This is a genomic window from Pandoraea anhela (assembly GCF_902459655.1).
Classification (GTDB): Bacteria; Pseudomonadota; Gammaproteobacteria; order Burkholderiales; family Burkholderiaceae; genus Pandoraea; species Pandoraea anhela.
Window position 1 is genome coordinate 133699 of record NZ_CABPSB010000009.1, and the last position, 18198, is coordinate 151896.

General features: G+C 62.9%; 11 protein-coding genes. 7 read left to right on the top strand and 4 right to left on the bottom strand.

The genetic code is table 11. From position 1 onward, the window contains the following. Positions 1–7 precede the first annotated feature (7 nt). Positions 8–1210, bottom strand: a complete 1203-nt coding sequence (gene dapC / locus PAN31108_RS14350; RefSeq protein WP_150669499.1) for a succinyldiaminopimelate transaminase — start codon at positions 1208–1210, stop codon at positions 8–10. 363 nt (positions 1211–1573) lie between these two features. Between dapC and PAN31108_RS14355 the strand changes: the two genes are divergently transcribed. The 5 genes from PAN31108_RS14355 to def all read left to right on the top strand — a co-directional run bounded on the left by PAN31108_RS14355 (position 1574) and on the right by def (position 10724). Then, on the top strand, positions 1574–2572 hold the full coding sequence (locus PAN31108_RS14355; protein WP_150669500.1) for a DMT family transporter: 999 nt from the start codon (positions 1574–1576) through the stop codon (positions 2570–2572). A 165-nt stretch (positions 2573–2737) separates the two neighbouring features. Beyond that, entirely contained in the window at positions 2738–6253 is a 3516-nt protein-coding gene (gene smc, locus PAN31108_RS14360) for a chromosome segregation protein SMC (RefSeq protein WP_150669501.1), read from the top strand. 39 nt (positions 6254–6292) lie between these two features. Beyond that, positions 6293–7810, top strand: coding sequence for a cell division protein ZipA C-terminal FtsZ-binding domain-containing protein (locus PAN31108_RS14365; protein ID WP_246183958.1), 1518 nt, complete (start codon positions 6293–6295; stop codon positions 7808–7810). Between the two features lie 174 nt (positions 7811–7984). After that, positions 7985–10174: an NAD-dependent DNA ligase LigA gene (gene ligA, locus PAN31108_RS14370; protein ID WP_150669502.1), complete on the top strand. Its 2190-nt coding sequence runs from the start codon at positions 7985–7987 to the stop codon at positions 10172–10174. 16 nt (positions 10175–10190) lie between these two features. Continuing rightward, positions 10191–10724, top strand: coding sequence for a peptide deformylase (gene def, locus PAN31108_RS14375; protein ID WP_150669503.1), 534 nt, complete (start codon positions 10191–10193; stop codon positions 10722–10724). A gap of 152 nt (positions 10725–10876) precedes the next feature. Here def and PAN31108_RS14380 read toward each other — a convergent pair whose 3' ends face one another. The 3 genes from PAN31108_RS14380 to map form a co-directional block, all read right to left on the bottom strand. Next, entirely contained in the window at positions 10877–12337 is a 1461-nt protein-coding gene (locus PAN31108_RS14380; RefSeq protein WP_150669504.1) for a pseudouridine synthase, read from the bottom strand. Further along, positions 12334–14898: a [protein-PII] uridylyltransferase gene (locus PAN31108_RS14385; protein ID WP_150669505.1), complete on the bottom strand. Its 2565-nt coding sequence runs from the start codon at positions 14896–14898 to the stop codon at positions 12334–12336. The genes PAN31108_RS14380 and PAN31108_RS14385 overlap by 4 nt, the downstream gene beginning before the upstream one ends. Before the next feature lie 99 nt (positions 14899–14997). Then, positions 14998–15825 carry a type I methionyl aminopeptidase gene (map, locus tag PAN31108_RS14390; RefSeq protein WP_150669552.1) on the bottom strand — a complete coding sequence of 276 codons (828 nt, stop codon included), beginning with the start codon at positions 15823–15825 and terminating at the stop codon, positions 14998–15000. 547 nt (positions 15826–16372) lie between these two features. Here map and rpsB point away from each other — a divergent pair. Together rpsB and tsf are read left to right on the top strand one after the other, a co-directional pair. Next, positions 16373–17122, top strand: a complete 750-nt coding sequence (gene rpsB / locus PAN31108_RS14395) for a 30S ribosomal protein S2 (RefSeq protein ID WP_039398738.1) — start codon at positions 16373–16375, stop codon at positions 17120–17122. Between the two features lie 154 nt (positions 17123–17276). Then, positions 17277–18158, top strand: a complete 882-nt coding sequence (gene tsf, locus PAN31108_RS14400; RefSeq protein ID WP_150669506.1) for a translation elongation factor Ts — start codon at positions 17277–17279, stop codon at positions 18156–18158. Positions 18159–18198 lie beyond the last annotated feature (40 nt).

The following is an 18198-nucleotide window of genomic DNA, read 5'->3' on the forward strand; positions in this document are numbered from 1 at the left end:
GTGAGGATTAAAGGGATTGGCAGAATTGCACGATGCGCTGAGCGCCTTCGGTGCATTCGTCCACATCGGCCACAAGGGCGATGCGCACATAGTTTTCGGCCGGATTGGCGCCGTGCGCCGCGCGTCCCAGATAGGATCCGGGCAGTACGGCCACATTGTATTGCGCCAGCAACTGGCGCGTGAACTCCGTATCCGACAGACCGGTCTTCGCATCGACCCTGGCCCACAGATAGAACCCGGCGTCCGGCAAACGCACGTCGAGCACTTCGGCGAGCATCGGCGTGACGGTCTGGAATTTTTTCAGATACTTGCTGCGGTTCAGGCGCACGTGCGCCTCGTCGTTCCACGCCGCGATACTCGCCGCCTGCACGGCCGGACTCATCGCGCAGCCGTGGTAGGTGCGGTACAGCAGGAATTTCTTGAGAATGGCGGCGTCGCCTGCGACGAAGCCCGAGCGCATGCCGGGCACGTTCGAGCGCTTCGACAGGCTGGAGAACACGACCAGACGCTCGAAGCCCCGGCCCAATTGGTGCGCTGCGGCGAGACCGCCCAGCGGCGGGTGCTCTTCGTCGAAATAGATTTCGGAATAGCACTCGTCAGATGCAATCACGAAGCCATACTGGTCGGACAGTTCGAAAAGGCGTTTCCAGTCGGCCAGTCCCAGCACCGCGCCGGTCGGATTGCCCGGCGAGCAGAGGTAGACGAGTTGAACGTCGCGCCAGACATCGGCGGGCACGGCGTCGTAATCCGGTGCGAAGTTGCGTGCTGGGTCGCTGTCGGCGTAGTAAGGCGTGGCGCCGGCAAGCAGCGTTGCGCCCTCGTAGATCTGGTAGAACGGGTTCGGGCACAACACGCGTGCGCCCGGCTTGCCGCCGTCGACGACGGCCTGCGCAAAGGAAAACAGCGCCTCGCGCGAGCCCGTGACCGGCAGCACCTCGGTGGCCGGGTTCACGTTGGGCAGCGCGTACCGGCGCTCCAGCCAGTGGGCGATGGCCGCACGCAGCGGCTCGCCGCCTGCGGTGGCCGGGTAGTTCGAGAGACCGCCCAGCCCTTCGATGAGGGCTTCCTTGATGAACTGCGGCGTCGGGTGCTTGGGCTCCCCGATGCCGAAGCTGATGGCCTTGTAGGCGCTCGCGGGCGTGACATCGGCAACGAGCGACTTCAGGCGTTCAAAGGGGTAGGGCTGGAGCTTGTCGAGTAATGGGTTCACTTGGATTCAAACAGACTCAGGGCTAGGGGTCGCGACGCCATTCAAGGCATCGACGAGCAAATTCGGGGCCACCCGGTGACGCACAGGGCGACTGGGCGAGATCTGGGACGCGCCGGCGCGCTGTGCGACACCGTGCCTTTCCGGCGCCAGATTCGGCGGATGGCAAGCCGGACATTGGCCTGCGCTTATCCGTTTCATCACGCGAAGGGGTTCCCGGACGCGCTCAAGAATGGCAAGATCGGCAAAGCGAAAATTATACCGTCACGGCGCCCACAAAGCGCGACCACCGCGTAATTCAGCACATTCCGAGGCGCCAATAGGGCAAGTCTGCGGAGTATCTCAGGTTTTTCAGGAGTCAACAGTATGACCGTAGCCGGCAACGGCGCGCGCGGACCGGCGTCGGCACCGTCCGGCGCTGCCAGCACTTCCCGGGGCGCCACGGCGGCGCCCGCGCTGGCCATTCTCATCGGATCGTCCGTTTGGGGGCTGGCGTGGTTCCCCTATCGCGTGCTTGCCCAGTGGGGTGTGGCGGCCGTACCCGCCCAGATTTGCACCGCCAGCGTCGCCATCGTGCTGCTGACGCTGGTCTATCGGCGCTCGCTCGGCACGCTACGCTGGTCGTGGCTGCTCGTGGGCGTCGCTTTCGCCGGCGGCACGACCAATGTCGCGTTCGTTTGGGGCACGACCCACGGGCATGTCATGCGCGTGTTGCTGCTTTTTTACCTGACCCCGGTATGGACGGCGCTGTTCGCCCATTGGCTGTTGGGTGAGCGCGTCGGCCTGCGCGGGGCAGGGCTGATCGGTCTGGCGCTGGGCGGCGCCGGGTTGATGCTCTGGTCGCCGGCGCTGGGCTGGCCGGTGCCGAACAACGCAGGCGAATGGGCCGGCGCCGTGGCGGGCGCGGCATTTGCAATGAACAACGTGCTGCTGCGGCGCGTGAGCCAGTCGTTGCCGGACGTGCGCGCCGAAATGCGCAGTTGGACGCTTTATCTCGGATGTGTGGTCGGGGGGCTGCTGGTGTTGCCGCTGGATGGCGGCGTGGCGGCCGGTCAGGCGGCTGTCTCGGCGCTCACGTCGAGCGTGGCGACCGCTGCGGTTGCACTGGCGTTGGGTTGCACCATTGCCGTCACCAACGTCGTCGTGCAGTTCGGGCTGGCGCGCGTGCCGGCCAATCAGGCCGCGCTCATCATGCTGTTCGAAATCGTCGTGGCGGCGATCTCGTCCTGGTGGCTGGCCAGCGAGGGCATGGGCGTGCGTGAAATCGCGGGCGGGTTGTGCATCGTGGCGGCCGGCGTGCTGTCCGGAATTTTGCCCGATTCGCGCCGTTGTAAATCCGCGACGGCGGGGGATGCGATGGTATGATGCGTACCGTCGCTGCGTCGCCCTGAGCAACACTGGGCAACACGATAAGCAGCAAGCCATTTGCAGTAATGCGGCCTGCCCACGCCAGCGTGCGCGGGCCCGACAGGACCAGCTAGCGCGTCTGCGTCTTTCCCATCATTCCATGACCGATAAAGCGAACCTGCCGTGCGTCTGACTTCCATCAAACTCGCTGGCTTCAAATCCTTCGTCGACCCGACAAACTTCGCGGTCCCCGGCCAACTGGTCGGGATCGTCGGCCCGAACGGGTGCGGCAAATCCAACATCATCGATGCCGTGCGCTGGGTGCTCGGCGAGTCGCGCGCCTCCGAGTTGCGCGGCGAATCGATGCAGGACGTGATCTTCAACGGATCGACCGCCCGCAAGCAGGCGAGCCGCGCCAGCGTCGAACTGGTGTTCGACAACAGTGCCGGGCGCGCTGCCGGGCAGTGGAGCCAGTACGCCGAAATCGCCGTCAAGCGCGTGCTTACCCGCGACGGCACCTCCAGCTACTACATCAACAATCTGCCGGCCCGACGCCGCGATATTCAGGACATCTTCCTGGGAACCGGTCTCGGGCCGAGGGCCTACGCGATCATCGGGCAAGGGATGATTTCGCGGATTATCGAGGCGAAGCCGGAAGAGCTGCGCGTGTTTCTCGAGGAAGCCGCGGGCGTGTCCAAATATAAGGAGCGTCGCCGCGAGACCGAGAATCGGTTGCAGGACACGCGCGAAAACCTTACGCGCGTCGAGGACATTCTTCGCGAACTCGGCACCAACCTCGAAAAGCTGGAATCGCAGGCCGTCGTGGCCAATCGATTCAAGGACTTGCAGCGCGACGGGGAAGAGAAGCAGCAGTTGCTCTGGCTGCTGCGGAAGAACGAAGCGCAGAACGAGCAGGAGCGTCAGCAGCGCGCCATCGAATCGGCACAGGTCGATCTCGAAGCGCAGATGTCGCGCCTGCGCGGTTCGGAGTCCGATCTCGAGACCTTGCGCGCCGCGCATTACACGGCCACCGACGCCGTACAGGCGGCGCAAAGCGCCATGTACGAGGCGAACTCGGAGGTCAGCCGTCTCGAGGCCGAAATCCGTTACGTCGTCGAGTCGCGCAATCGCGTACAGGCGCAACTGGCTGCGCTCACGTCGCAGCGCGAGCAGTGGCAGGCGCGTTCAGCACAGTCCGAAGAAGCACTGGCGCTCGCCGAAGAAGAACTCATCATCGCGGAGGAACGTGCCGCGACCGCCCAGGATCAGGCTGCCGAGCAGAACGAAGCGTTGCCTGCGCTGGAATCCGGCTGGCGCGACGCGCAGAACCTGCTCAACGAACAACGCAGCGAGATCGCGCAGGTTGAGCAGAGCCTGAAACTGGAAGCCGCGCATCAACGTAATGCCGATCAGGCATTGCAGCAGTTGCAGCAGCGTCAGGAGCGTTTGCAGGGTGAGGCGCGTGGGCTGGACAAGCCCGACGAAGCCGAACTGGAGATGCAGCGCGCCGATCTTGCCGAACATCAGGCGATGCTCGAAGACGCGCAAGCGGAACTCGCGGATGCGCAGGAGCGACTGCCACGTCTGGAAGCCGAGCGCGCGGAAGCCCAGGCCAGGGTGCAGTCCGAGGCGGCGACGATTGCGAAACTCGAAGCGCGCCTGACGGCGCTCAAGCAACTCCAGGAAAGTGTACAGACAGAAGGCAAGGTACAGCCCTGGCTCGACAAGCACGAACTGGCGCAGCTGCCGCGTCTGTGGAAGAAGCTGCATATCGAGCCGGGTTGGGAAAACGCGCTCGAATCCGTGCTGCGCGAGCGTCTGGCCGCGCTGGAAATCAGCAATCTCGATTGGGTGAAGGCGTTTGCGAGCGATGCGCCGCCTGCCAAGCTGGCGTTCTACTCGCCGCCACCGGCCGCGCGTCCTCAGGAAGCGCCTGCGTCGTTGCGTCCGTTGCTGGCGCTGCTGCGCATCGACGATCCGGGCCTGCGTGCCGTTTTGCAGGAATGGCTAGGCCACGTTTTCGTGGCCGACGATCTGGCGCAAGCCATGGTCGCGCGGGCGCAACTGCCCGAGGGCGCGTCGATCGTCGTCAAGGCGGGCCATCAGGTCACGCGTGTCGGCGTGCAGCTCTATGCGGCCGACTCCGAGCAAGCCGGTCTGCTCGCCCGCCAGCAGGAAATCGAGAACCTGGGCAAGCAACTGCGCGCGCAGGCATTGCTGTCGGATGAGGCGAAATCGGCGGCGGTTCGCGCCGAGGCTGCCTATAGTCAAGCGGCACAGTCGCTGACCGAAGTCCGTGGCCGCGCCGAGCGTGCCACGCAACGTGTTCACGCGTTGCAAATGGAGGTGCTCAAGCTGACGCAGGCTTACGAGCGTTACAACGCCCGCAGCACCCAGATCGACGAGGAACTGCGTGAGATCGCGGCGCAGATCGAAGAACAACTCGCGATGCGTGCCGAGTCGGAGGCGAACTTCGAGCAAAGCGATGCGCGTCTGGCGGAATTGCAGGCGACGTTCGAAGACGGTCAGCTCGAATTCGAGTCGCTCGACAGCCAATTGTCCGACGCGCGCAATCGCGCGCGCGAGCTGGAGCGTCTGGCGCAGGAAGCCGCTTACGGCCAGAAGGGCGTGGCGAGCAAGATCGACGAGCATCGTCGCAATATCCAGACGGCCCTTGAACAAGCCGAACGCCTTGTCGTCTCGATCGAACAGGCGCAGACCGAACTCGCGCAAATCACCGAGCAGACTGCGGAAAACGGTTTGCAGGACGCCTTGGAACTGCGCGCGGAGAAGGAAGAAATTCTGGGCGCCGCGCGCATCGAACTCGAGGCGCTGACGCAGAAACTGCGCCAGAGCGACGAGGAGCGTCTGGCGGCCGAGCGTGGGTTGCAGCCGCTGCGCGATCGCATCACGGAATTGCAGTTGAAGGAACAGGCCGCGCGGTTGAATCGCGAGCAGTTCGTCGAGCAGTTGACGGCGGCCGAAGTCGACGAAGCGGCGTTGTCCGCCAAGTTGACGTCGGACATGAAGCCGTCGTATCTGCAGGGCGAAGTCACGCGCATCAACAATGCGATCAACGCACTCGGCCCCGTCAACATGGCCGCGCTCGAAGAGTTGGAGACGGCGCGTGAGCGCAAGGTCTTCCTCGACGCGCAGTCGGCCGACCTGAACGACGCCATCGACACGCTCGAAGGCGCCATCCGCAAGATCGACGAAGAGACGCGGGTGCTGCTGCAGGGCACATTCGACGAGGTGAACAAGCATTTCGGCGAACTGTTCCCGATGCTGTTCGGTGGCGGTCAGGCAAAGCTCATCATGACCGGCGACGAAATTCTCGATGCCGGCGTGCAAGTGATGGCGCAGCCGCCGGGCAAGAAGAACTCCACGATTCATTTGCTGTCTGGTGGGGAGAAGGCGCTCACGGCCATTGCGCTCGTGTTCGGGATGTTCCAGCTCAATCCCGCGCCTTTCTGCTTGCTCGACGAGGTGGACGCGCCGCTCGACGACGCCAACACCGAGCGCTACGCCAAGATGGTGGCGCGCATGTCGGACCGCACCCAATTCGTATTTATTTCGCATAACAAAATCGCGATGGAAATGGCCAATCAGCTCATCGGCGTCACCATGCAGGAACAAGGGGTGTCGCGGATCGTGGCGGTGGACATGGAGTCTGCGATCAATCTGGCCGAGATCGCCTGACCCCGCGCCCACGATGGAGAAGAGAGAGGAACGCCGCGCATGAATGAACTGCAGCTGAGCTTGATTGCCGCAGGAGTAGTGGTACTGCTGGGAGTCGTGGCTTATAACGCCTGGCAGGGCAGCAAGGCACGTGCACGCATACCGCGTCGCATGCCGGTCGACGGTGCCGGCATCGACGCGACCGCCGGGGTGCCGGATGACGACGATGACCGCCCGTTCATCGAACCGACGCTTTCGCCGCCGCGCGTGCCGGCGCAATCCGGCGAGCGCCGTGAGCCGACGTTGGGGCCGGCAACGGTCGGTACGTCGGTGCAGGATGCTTTCGCAATCAATGAAGATGCCTGGGACGCGCCGCCCGCTGCCCGTAAGCGCGCCGCGCAGGAGGCTGCCGCCCGCGCTGCCACCGAGGCCGCCGAGTCAGGTGACGCCGGTGCAGGCGAGTCGGTGGTGGCGGATGTGACCGATGCCGCCCCGGCCTCGCCGCGCGCAGAGGGCGAGCAAGGCCGCGATGCACAGGAGGCGGCTGCGATCAGCGCGCTCGCCCGTGTGGATGCCGAGTTGGCGGCCGACGATACGGTAGACGCGGCGACAGCCGGCGCCGCTGCGGCAGCGGCAGGTGCGCCGGACGCCGCCCACGGTGGCGACGCGGCGGTTCCGGCCGTTCCTGCGACGGTTGCCCCGTCGGCGACGCCGTCCACGCAGGTCGCTGCGGCGCGTCCGGCAGTGCCCAGCGGTCCGCCGCCGATCATCGATGAGCGCATCGACTGCATCGTCGAATTGCCGCTCGCGAACATGGTGGCGGCGGAGCGTTTGATGCCGCTGACGGTGCGCATGCGCCGCGCGGGCAGCAAGCCGGTGAACGTCGAGGGCCGCCTGGACGAGCAATCGCCGTGGGAGCCGATTCGTACCGGCGGGCGCTATCACCAACTGCGTATGGCGGTACAACTGGCCAACCGCGCAGGCGCGCTGAACGAAGTCGAATTCTCCGAGTTTTCGAATCTCGTCCAGACTTTGGCGGACGCGGTCGACGCCCTGCCTGAATTGCCCGACATGATGGAGACGGTCGCCCGAGGTCGCGAACTCGACGCATTCGCCGCGCAATGCGATGCTCAGCTATCGGTCAACGTGTTGTCGGATGGCGCGCCGTGGTCGGCAAACTACGTGCAGGCCGTGGCGACGCAGGACGGGTTGCTGCTCTCGCGCGATGGCATGCGCTTCGTGAAGCTCGATGCCCGCCAGAACCCGGTGTTCATGCTGCAATTCGGCGACACCAACTTCCTGCGCGACGATCTGACTTACAAGGGCGGCGATCTGATTACCATGCTGCTCGATGTGCCGGTCGCCGACGAAGACCTCTTGCCTTTCCGTCTGATGTGCGATTACGCGCGTTCGATCGGGCAGCGCATCGGTGGCCGTGTCGTGGACGATCAGCGTCGCCCGCTGTCCGATGCTGCACTGCAAAATGTCGACAAGCAGTTGCTCAAGCTTTACGAGCGCCTTGAGGCACGCGGGCTGCCGGCCGGTTCGCCGGTGACGCGCCGTCTGTTCAGCCAGTAAATCCCACGCAGTACGCGGTACTGCACCATCGCTTTGCACGCCGCGTTCGATGCACGCCGTTCACCGTCGGGTGAGCGGCGTTTTTGTTCCGATTGATTCCGCCTATCGACGACGCGCAGTGGCGTACGTCGAAGGCATAATGTTCTGACTTCTCGTATCCCGAGTCTTACACGCATGTCCCAAACTTCCGTTCCGGGTCAGGGCGCGAACGCCCATACGGCTACCGATGCCACCGCCGCCGCCCAGCGCGCTGCCGAACTGCGCATCGAGTTGGCTCGCCATAATCGCGCGTACTACGAGGACGACGCCCCCCTGATCCCGGATGCCGAGTACGACCGTCTGTTTGGTGAACTGGTCGCGCTGGAAAACGACTTCCCCGAATTGCAGCGTCCCGACTCGCCCACGCAACGTGTTGGCGGCAAGCCGGTCGAAGGCTTTGCGCCGGTCGTGCATCGTGTGCCGATGCTGTCGTTGAACAACGGCTTCGCAGATGAGGATGTCGAGGCGTTCGATCGTCGTGTGTCCGATGGGCTGCGCGATGTGAACGGCGTGAATGGTGCAAGTGGAGCAGGTAGTGCAGGTGGTGTGGGTGGTGTGGGTGGTGCAGGTGGCGTCAACACGACGCCCAACTCCACGGGCGACCTGTTCGGTACACCGGTGGAGTACGCCGCCGAGCTGAAATTCGATGGATTGGCGATTGCCTTGCGCTATGAGCAGGGTGTGCTGGTGCAGGCCGCAACGCGCGGCGACGGCACGACGGGGGAAGACGTCACCGCGAACATCCGCACGATCAAGAAGATCCCGTTGAAACTCGACACGGACAACCCGCCCGACGTGCTGGAGGTGCGTGGCGAGGTGCTCATGTTCCGCGCCGACTTCGACAAGCTTAACCAGGCGCAGGAAGCCGCGGGCGAGAAGGTGTTCGTCAATCCGCGCAATGCGGCGGCCGGCAGCTTGCGGCAACTCGATTCGAGGATCACGGCAAAACGTCCGTTGTCGTTCTTTGCTTACGGTATCGGTGAACTGATCGGTGCGACGATGCCGGAGACGCACTCGGCACTGCTCGACTGGTACGTCACTTTAGGCATTCCGGTGAATGAGCGCCGCGAGGTGGTGAAGGGCGCCGACGGGTTATTGAAGTTCTACCGCGAGGTCGGCGAGGCACGGGCATCGCTGCCGTACGACATCGACGGCGTGGTCTACAAGGTCAATCGACGCGACGAGCAGGACCGTCTCGGCTTTGTCTCGCGGGCTCCCCGGTTCGCGCTGGCCCACAAGTTTCCGGCGCAGGAAGCGCTGACCACCCTGCTGGATATCGAAGTGCAGGTTGGGCGTACGGGAGCGATCACCCCGGTGGCACGGCTCGCGCCGGTGTTCGTCGGCGGGGCGACGGTGACGAACGCCACGTTGCACAACGAGGACGAAATCCGGCGCAAGGACGTGATGATCGGCGACACCGTGATTGTGCGTCGGGCAGGGGATGTGATTCCCGAGGTGGTCGGTTCGGTGCTGGATCGCCGTCCGGCGGACGCGCGTGCGTTTGTCATGCCCACGGCGTGCCCGGTGTGTGGCTCGGCCATCGAGAAACTGCCGGACGAAGCGATTGCCCGGTGCACGGGGGGGCTGATTTGCGCCGCACAGCGCAAGCAGGCGTTGCTGCATTTCGCGCAGCGTCGTGCGCTCGATATCGAGGGGCTCGGTGACAAGCTGGTGGAGCAACTCGTCGATCAGCAAATCATTCGGACACCGGCCGATCTTTTCAAACTAGGCGTGGCGAAGCTGGCGGCGCTGGACCGGATGGCGGACAAGTCGGCGTCCAATCTGGTGGCGGCGCTGGAGAAGGCGCGGCATACGACGCTGGCGCGATTCATTTTCGCGCTGGGGATTCGTCACGTGGGAGAGGCGACGGCGAAAGATCTGGCGCGCCATTTCGGCAAGCTGGATAACCTGATCGCCGTATGCAAACGCGATTCCGATTTGACGGAACTGCTGGCGGTGCCGGACGTCGGACCCATTGTGGCCGAGTCGATCAACAATTTTTTCTGCGAAGATCATAATGTCGAAGTGATCGAGCAACTGCGTGCGGCGGGCGTGACATGGCCGGAGTCGGAACCGGCCGCTGCGGCGCCGCTGCCACTCGCGGGCAAGACCTTTGTGCTGACGGGCACGTTACCGACGCTCTCGCGCGACGAGGCGAAGGCGATGCTCGAAGCGCTGGGGGCGAAGGTTGCGGGCTCCGTTTCTGCGAAAACCGATTACGTCGTGGCGGGTGCGGAAGCGGGCAGCAAGTTGGCGAAGGCCGAGGCGCTGGGTGTGCCGGTGCTCGACGAAGACGCTATGCGCGCGATGTTGGCCGCGCTTTGATGTGAGGACCCAACCGATGATTCGCGACATTCTGAAGATGGGCGATCCGCGTTTGCTGCGTATCGCCAAACCCGTCGAACATTTCGGCACGCCCGAGCTGGATGCGCTCATCGCCGACATGTTCGAGACCATGAAACATGCGAACGGCGCAGGACTTGCTGCACCGCAGATCGGCGTCGACCTGCAAGTGGTGATCTTTGGTTTCAAGCACAACGAGCGTTATCCTGACGCGCCCGAAGTGCCCGAGACCGTGCTGATCAACCCCACCATTACGCCGCTGACGCAGGATATGGAGGAGGGGTGGGAGGGCTGCTTGTCGGTGCCGGGACTGCGTGGCATGGTCAATCGCTATTCCATGCTGCGCTACGAAGGGCTCGATCAGCATGGTCATGCGATCGACCGGGTGGCGGAAGGCTTCCACGCACGCGTGGTACAGCACGAGTGCGATCACCTGATCGGTAAGCTCTATCCGATGCGCATCACGGACTTCAGCAAGTTCGGATTCACGGAGATCCTGTTCCCGGGGCTCGACCCGAATAGTGACGATTGATTCGTTGGAGGCGATGGAGATGTCGCCTGCGCGGATCGTCGGCGTGTTCAACGGATAGCTGCCGACTGCGCTGATATGAAAAAGCCCGCCTGATGGCGGGCTTTTTCATGGTTGGCGGACATGCGTGGAACGATGGAACGATGAGACGAGGATCAAAACCCTTCGCCGGCACGCAGATAACGCCATTCACCGACCGGGAGGTTGCCGAGGGTGATGCGTCCCATACGCACGCGCTTCAGTCCCGTGACATGCAAGCCGACCAGTTCGCACATCCGGCGGATCTGACGCTTCTTGCCTTCCTTCAGTACGAAGCGCAATTGCTCCGGATTCTGCCAGTCGACCTGAGCCGGTTTGAGCGGCTGGTCGTCAAGTTCGAGGCCGTGACGTAGCAGTGCGAGACGCTCGGCAGGGAAGTGGGCCTCCACGTTCTGCGAATGCTCGTTATACGAGACGCGCACGAGATACTCCTTCTCGATATCCGAGTCCTCGCCGATCAGTTGCTTGGCGATGCGGCCGTCCTGGGTGAGCACGAGTAAGCCGGTCGAGTCGATGTCGAGGCGTCCGGCAGGCGCGAGGCTGCGCAAGTGAGCGGGGGAGAAGCGTACGCCTGCGTCGTCTTCCGACCAATGGTGTTCGCTCGTCACGAGCACCACTGCAGGGTCGTAGCCGTCCTCGGCTTGTCCGGAGACGTAGCCCACAGGCTTATGCAGCAGGATCGTCACGCGGTTGGCCTGTTCCTTCTGGGCGGCCTGAACGACCGTGATTTCCTGTGTCGGGAGGATCTTGGTGCCGAGTTCCTTCACGACTCTGCCGTCGACACGAACCCAGCCCTTGGCGATCCACTCGTCCGCTTCCCGGCGCGAGCAAAGGCCAAGTTCGGACATGCGCTTGGATAAGCGCAGCGAACCGGCGGCGTCGTGGTGAATCTTGATGTCGTCATCCTCGTCGTCGCGTTCGACGCGCGGCGCACGCGTGGGACGAGTCGAACGCGGCGCGTGGTTGTCGCGATCATCACGGGCAAAACGCCCGCGTGGTGCAGGTTCGCTGTTGCGACGCGGACGGTCCTCATCGAAGCTGCGCGGTGCACGGTTGTCGACATCGCGCTTCACCGGTCGCGCGAAATCGCCGCGCGCCCCGCCTTCGCTATTGCGACGCGGACGGTCTTCATCGAAGCGGCGCGGTGCACGGTTGTCGACGTCGCGCTTCACCGGTCGCGCGAAATCGCCGCGCGCCCCGCCTTCGCTGTTGCGACGCGGACGGTCCTCATCGAAGCGGGCAGGGCGCGCGCCAGCCACGCGCTCGCGCTGGCCGCGTGCGGGCGGGCGTTCGCCCGTCGCACGCTTTTCGTACGGAGTATCGCTTGCCGGTCGGCGCGGTGGTGTGCCGCTTCCCGCCGGGCGGCGTGCCCCGGTTTGCGCTGCGGCATCGTTCACCGGGCGCGGGCGCGCCGGCTTGCCGACAGGTTTCTTTTTCGCGCCGCTGGCGTCGAGCATCGACGCGGGCACTGCCTTGGTCGGACGGCGCAATGCGCCGGCCGAGCGCACGGGCGCGCGGGTCTTGTCGAGGGTGCGGGGGTGTTTCGCGCTCAGTTTGGCGCGCGGGGTATCGCTCATGGTTCCAATGCTTCGAGTAATTCGGTCTCAACGGCAATTTGCAGACGGCTGTCCTGCAAACGGCTGCCGTCGAGCAGGAACGTATCTTCGACACGTTCGCCGAGGGTATTGATGCGGGCGGTTCGCACGCTCACGCCGTGACGCGCGAGCACGCGGGCGACCGCGTATAGCAAGCCGGTACGGTCGTTGGCCGACACCGACAGCAGGTAGTACTGGCCGCGCTCGTCCGGCCGGAGATCGACGCGGGGTGTCACCGGGAAGCTGCGCGAGCGGCGCGGCAGACGTCCCTTGCTCGGCTCGGCCAATGGCTCTGCCCGCGTGAGCAGAGACACCAGTTCGCTCTCTACGAGATTGATGATGTCGCGATAGCTGGTGTCCAGCCCGGGGTCGGTCAGCAGGAAGCTGTCCAGTGCGAAACCCTGACTGGTCGTATGCACCTTGGCGTCGAGAATCGACAGCCCTTTGCGCTCGAAGTAGCCGCAAATGCGCGCAAACAAATCCACCTGATCGCGCACGTAGACCAACACTTGCAGGCCTTCGCCGATGGGTGAGGGACGCGCTTTGACGATGGGCGACTCACTGTCGACGTGCCGCCACAGATGACGCGTTTGCCAGGCGATGTCCGCCGGATCGTTGCGCAGGAAGTAAGCGACGTCCAACGTGTTCCAGAGCGCCTCCTGCGCACGCTCGGGGACGGTGTACAGACGCAGCAGTCCGAGGGCTTCTTCCTTGCGCGTTTTCAACTGCGAATGCGGATCCGGGTTGGCGCCGCCCAGCACCTGCAACGTCAGACGATAGAGGTCTTCGAGCAGTTTGCCCTTCCAGGCATTCCACACCTTTGGGCTGGTGCCGCGAATGTCGGCGACCGTCAAAAGATAGAGCGCTGTCAGGCGCCGTTCGTTTTCCACCTTATCGGCGAAGCGTCGGATGACTTCCGGGTCCGTGGTGTCCTGCTTTTGCGCAACCGTACTCATCGTCAGATGCTCGCCGACGAGCCAGACGATCAGTTCCGTGTCTTCCTTGCTGATGCCGTGCCGTGTACAGAAGGTTCGTGCGTCGACCATGCCGAGCGTCGAGTGATCTCCTCCGCGCCCCTTCGCAATATCGTGGAAGAGTGCGGCAATCGTCAGCACCCACGGCCGGTCGAAATTCGCGATCAACTGGCTACAGAACGGATACTCGTGCGTATGCTCGGCGACGGCGAAGCGACGAATGTTGCGCACGACCATCAAGATGTGCTGATCGACCGTGTACACGTGATACAGATCGTGCTGCATCTGGCCCACGACACGACGGAAGTTGATCAGATATCGGCCCAGTACGCTTGTCTGATTCATCAGCCGCAAGGCATGGGTGATGCCCTGTGGCTGCTGGAGAATGGCCAGAAATGTACGACGATTCTCCGGGTCGGCGCGCCATTGCGCGTTCATCGACTCACGCGCGTTATACAACGCGCGCAGCGTTCTGGCGGACAAACCTTTCACGCCGACGACTTGTTCATACAGCAGGAACGTTTCGAGAATGGCGTTCGGATGACGTTCGTACAACGCGTCGTCAACGATCTCGATCATGCCTTGCTTCTCGACGAAGCGTTCGTTGATCACGCGCGTAACGCCACTGGTCTGCGGGAACAGGCGTGCTTCCACGTTCAGTAAGAGCACGGTGTTCAATTGCGTGACAGCTTTCGCGGCCCAGTAATAGCGCCGCATGAGTTGCTCGCTGGCTCGCTTCGTTGTCGTCGCATCGAAGCCGAGACTTTGCGCAAGCGCCGTTTGCAGATCGAACACGAGAACATCCTGACGCCGGCGCGCCAGCAAGTGCAGGCGTGCTCGCAGTCCCTTCAGGAACTGCTCGTTGCGACGCAGTTCCTTGAGTTCGCGATCGGTCAACAGATCGCGTGCGGACAGTTCCGCCCAGCTATTGCCCAGGCCCGCGGCCTTGGTCATCCAAAGAATGACCTGCAGGTCGCGCAGCCCACCCGGACTTTCCTTGCAGTTGGGTTCGAGGCTATACGGAGTGTCCTGATACTTGGCGTGACGCTGGCGAATCTCCAACTGCTTGCTGCGGAAAAACGCGAGCGGATCCAGATCGACCGAAAAGCGCTGCTGAAATTCGTCGAAGAGCGCCTGATTGCCGGTAAGCAACCTTGCTTCGAGCAGGCTCGTTTGCACCGTGATGTCGGCGTGTGCCTCGGAAATGCACTCGTCGACCGTTCGCACCGATGAGCCGATCTCGACGCCGATATCCCAGAGAAAACCGATGAACGGTTCGACGTGCGACGTCAGTGCTTCACTGTCGGCACTGCGGTGCAGCAGCAGGATGTCGACATCCGAATAGGGGTACAACTCGCCACGCCCGTAGCCACCGACGGCCACAAGCGCGAAGTCCTCCGGCATCTGGAATTCGATCCACGCATCGCGCATGGATTGGTCGACGGCATGACACAGCCCGTGCAACAGCACGTCGATCTTGCCGTGCGAGGCGAAGCGCTCGAGGAGCTCCGCTTTACGGTGCTTGAGGGCCTGACGTAGCGGAGAAGGGGCGTGTGCACGTGCGTGCATGGCGGCTTCCAGTTGATGGATTAACGAGTCAGGCCGAAAAGCTTCGGGGCCGGACGACCGACGACATTGCCGACGGCCGGACAAGGGTTACTCGGTTGCTCAGGCGGCGGCTGCGAACGACGTGACGTATGACGATCCCGGCGGTGGCGGCGGGGTCAGTGCGGAGTGCGTCAATACCTCGTGGCCCGTTTCGGTTACGAGAACCGTATGTTCCCACTGCGCGGACAGGCTGCGATCGCGTGTCTTCACCGTCCACTGATCGGGCATCGTCCGAATTTCGCGCTTTCCGGCGTTGATCATCGGCTCAATGGTAAAAATCATGCCGGCCTGCAATTCGAGTCCGGTGCCCTGGCGCCCGTAGTGCAGGATCTGCGGATCTTCGTGAAATACCTGACCGATGCCGTGGCCGCAGTATTCGCGTACCACGCTGTACCCTTGCGCCTCGGCGTGCGTCTGGATGGCCTGTCCGATATCGCCCAGCCGCGCACCCGGACGAACCTGATTGATGCCCAGCCACATGCACTCATAAGTCACCTGCGCCAGACGCTTTGCGAGAATCGTGCCGTCGCCGACGATGAACATGCGACTCGTGTCGCCGAAATAGCCGTCTTTGATGACAGTGATGTCAATGTTGAGAGCGTCGCCGTTCTTGAGTGCCTTGTCGCCGGGAATTCCGTGACAGATCACGTCGTTGACCGAGATGCAGGTGGCTTTCGGATAGGGCGGATAACCCGGCGGTTGATAATTCAGCGGCGCCGGCACCGTGCCTTGTTCCTTGACCATGAACTCGTGGCAGAGGCGGTCGAGTTCCCCGGTCGTGACGCCGGCGCGCACATGCGGCGTGATGAAATCGAGCACTTCGCTGGCCAGTCGGCAAGCGACGCGCATCATTTCAATGTCGTGGGCATTCTTGAGGGTGATGGCCATTGCGGAATCGGACAAGTTGCATGAACAGTGACGCATTATCGCATCAATGGAGGGTTTTGGCCGGGTTTTGGCCTTGCCTGGCCTGGATTTCGGAGCGTTCCGAGTGCGGATTTCCGAGAGTCCGGCTGCGGCATCGGAAAGGGCGCCAAATCGTCTGCGAAGCCGCGCAAACCGGGCGTTTCCGGCTTGGCGTCCCAAGTTCACGTGCCGCTTGAGTGCTGGTGCCCTCAGATGCTATAATCTCGGGCTAAGTCGAGGACGAGTTGTCAGTAACACCAAGGGTTTCCCCTTGGTTTTTAGCGAGTTTCACCGGGATTTTGGGGTGGTTGGCCCCAAGTCGGTGCCGAAAAGTGCACCATCGGTGAAGCAAGCCTGACAGTGATGCGTTTTATCACGTTCCTCACGTTCCATCGGCTTGGATTTTGAAATCGCGGGCCGGCGCACCCAGGGTGCCCGATCTTCGCAGGCGGGTCATGCAAAGCTGTATGGCAGTCTGACGAAACGGGTACGGCAGCCGGTCTAAGACCTAACCCTCACGGAGAATCACATGTCTGTCACGATGCGTCAGATGCTGGAAGCGGGCGTCCACTTTGGTCACCAAACCCGTTTCTGGAACCCCAAGATGGCCCCCTATATCTTCGGCCATCGCAATAAGATTCACATCATCAACCTCGAAAAGACGTTGCCGATGTACCAGGATGCACTGAAGTACGTGCGTCAACTGGCAGCAAACCGCGGCACGATCCTGTTCGTGGGCACGAAGCGTCAGGCGCGCGATATCGTGGCTGAAGCCGCGGCACGCGCCGGCATGCCGTACGTCAACAACCGTTGGCTGGGCGGCATGCTGACGAACTTCAAGACCCTGAAGTCGTCGATCAAGAAGCTCAAGGACATGGAGCAGGCGCTCGAAGCCGGCGAACAAGAGCGCATGAGCAAGAAGGAAGCGCTGCTGTTCGATCGTGAAATGGCCAAGCTGCAAAAGTCGATCGGTGGTGTGAAGGAAATGGGCGGCATGCCCGACGCCATCTTCGTCGTCGACGTCGGCTACCACAAGATCGCCATCACCGAAGCCAACAAGCTGGGCATTCCGGTGATCGCCGTGGTCGATACGAACCACTCGCCGGAAGGTGTGGATTACGTGATCCCGGGTAACGACGACTCGAGCAAGGCCGTCGAACTCTACGTGCAAGGCGTTGCCGATGCGATCCTCGAAGGCCGTGCAAACGCCGTCAAGGAAGTGGTTGAAGCCGTTCGCGGCGAAGGCGACGAGTTCGTCGAAGTGAACGAAGAGGCGTAAGCGGCCACCGCTGCGTAACAAAAGGGGCTGCTTGTGGCGCCCCTTTTTTTTAGTCCGATTTCCCCGCGTCGGGGGTGCGGGTCGCCAGGGGCGGGCGGTGAGGCCGTCCGGGTGAAGCCCTTCCCCGACTGATTCGATATACAGGAGTAACGAGATGCCGGCAATTACTGCAGCAATGGTGGGCGAACTGCGCGCCAAGACCGATGCGCCGATGATGGAGTGCAAGAAGGCGCTGACCGAAGCCGATGGCGACATGGTCCGTGCTGAAGAAATCCTGCGTGTCAAGCTGGGTAGCAAGGCCAGCAAGGCCGCGAGCCGTATCACCGCAGAAGGCGTGATCGCGGCTTACATCGACGGCGGCAAGGGTGCCGTGGTCGAAATCAACTGCGAAACCGACTTCGTCTCGAAGAACGACGACTTCCTGAAGTTCGCCAACGATCTGGCCAAGCTGGTCGCCGACAACAACCCGGCTGATGTGGCTGCCCTGTCGGCGCTGCCGCTCGACGGTAAAACCGTGGACCAGATCCGTGCAGATCTGATCGGCAAGATCGGTGAAAACATGACGATCCGTCGCTTCCAGCGTTACGAAACGTCGGGCAAGCTGGCGGCTTACCTGCACGGTACGCGCATCGGCGTGGTCGTCGAGTACGACGGTGCGGATGCTGAAGTCGGCAAGAACGTCGCCATGCATATCGCCGCCATGAAGCCGGTCGCCGTGTCGGGTGATCAGGTTTCGCCGGAACTGATCGAGAAGGAACGCAAGGTTGCCGCTGAAAAGGCTGCCGAATCGGGCAAGCCGGCCGAAATCGTCGCCAAGATGGTGGAAGGCAGCGTGCAGAAGTTCCTCAAGGAAGTCTCGCTGTTCAACCAGACGTACGTGAAGGACGACAAGGCAACCGTCGAGCAGATGCTCAAGGCCAACAACACCACGGTCAAGGGTTTCACCATGTTCGTGGTCGGCGAAGGCATCGAGAAGAAGCAGGACGACTTCGCTGCTGAAGTGGCTGCGCAAGTGGCCGCCGCCAAGCAGTCGTAATTCGCGCAGTACCGTAGTATCCGGGGGCGGCGGTGCCGTC